Raw genomic sequence first — 1331 nt, 5'->3', positions numbered from 1 at the left:
CCTGCTCAGATCGCGGTCGGAGCACAGCAACACCCCGGGGGGCTTGCCGCCGGTGACCTCTTTGATGACGCGATGCGGTCGATCCTGGCCTCGGTGCACCTGGAGTTCAAGGAGTGGGATTCGGCGGCGCAGAACGTCGAGGTGGCCACCCGTGCCCTCAAGCGAGTCATGCAGCTCGGTCTTGGCGGTTGGGACAAGGACGAACTGCAGGTGGTCTACGGGTTGGCCGTCGGCCGTACCCCTGTGGGGGACCTTCCAACTGAGTACGGTGACGACACCATCCCCGGCACCGCCCTCTGGCGTGCCGTCTATCTGGTGCACGCCCTGACACACCCGGATCTCTATGGGCCGATCAAGGAACAGTCCAAGGCGATCAAGGGCGAACGCCGAATGGCGGACAAGGGCTTCGCCGGCCTGCTCGGCCCCATCGTGGACCAACCGTGGCGTAGCTCGAAGAAGGACGTCACCAAGCAGGCGCGTAACGCCTGGGCGAATGGCGGTGTGCTGACCAAGGACATCCTCACCGTGCCGTGGAAGCCTCTCCCGACCCGCGACTTCACCTCCCTGGTGGATCTTGCGAGGGCTGGTGACGAGGACGCGCGCGGCACCCTGCCAGTAGCAGGCGGCATCGCCCTGATCGCTGACAAGTTGCTGACCAGGAACGTGGGTTCGGCCTTGATGGCGCCCAAGGACAAGGGCGGGGTCCCGTTTCGCGCCGACGTCAACGTCGTCATCGGTGATCTGGCCATGGCGGACAATGAAGCGGGACTGTGGACGCTTGCCCTGGCGGCGCAGCGGTTTGAAGCGGACCGGCTGCCCCGCAACTCCGTGACCACCCGACAGATCGTCCGCAAGCCGACGGCTGTTCCTGACAGCGACTACGTCCATGTGGTAGTGGATCTCTCCCGCCCTGACCGGATAGCTCGTGACGCGGCTGGGCAGCCGGTTGCCCTCACCCAGTGGGACGTCGTGTGGGCGTCCGATGAGCGGCGTGCCCGTCGAGACACCGCCGCCAGGCCCTCTCCGGTCACGTACTTTCTGCCGCAGGTGGGTGGTGCGGTTTTGCCGCAGGACACCGTCGGCGGAACGGGAGCCGACACCTCCGACGAGGATTCCCCGGGGGTGTCGGCACCAGCCCTGTCCACAGCCCAGCTGGCCGCCGACGAGTGCAGGGCGCTCAAGGAGGCGCTTGACGATGCCCGTCGCGCCCTCGACGCACTGGGAGTCCTGGAGCCCGAGCTTGGCCCCTGGCCGCCACTTTTCACCATCGAGTCGCTTGGTGCCCTGCACTCGGCCGCCCAGGCGCTTGAGCACGAGCTGTACCAGCGGCT

General features: G+C 66.9%; 1 pseudogene. It reads left to right on the top strand.

The features are described 5' to 3' along the window. Positions 1-72 precede the first annotated feature (72 nt). Positions 73-1331 (top strand): annotated as a pseudogene (locus ABD323_RS41215) (hypothetical protein); the annotation flags it as partial.

Source organism: Kitasatospora nipponensis, assembly GCF_039528135.1.
In the GTDB taxonomy this organism is placed as follows: domain Bacteria; phylum Actinomycetota; class Actinomycetes; order Streptomycetales; family Streptomycetaceae; genus Kitasatospora; species Kitasatospora nipponensis.
Note: the sequence above shows the minus strand (reverse complement) of the source record. Positions and strands in the feature narration are given on the sequence as shown.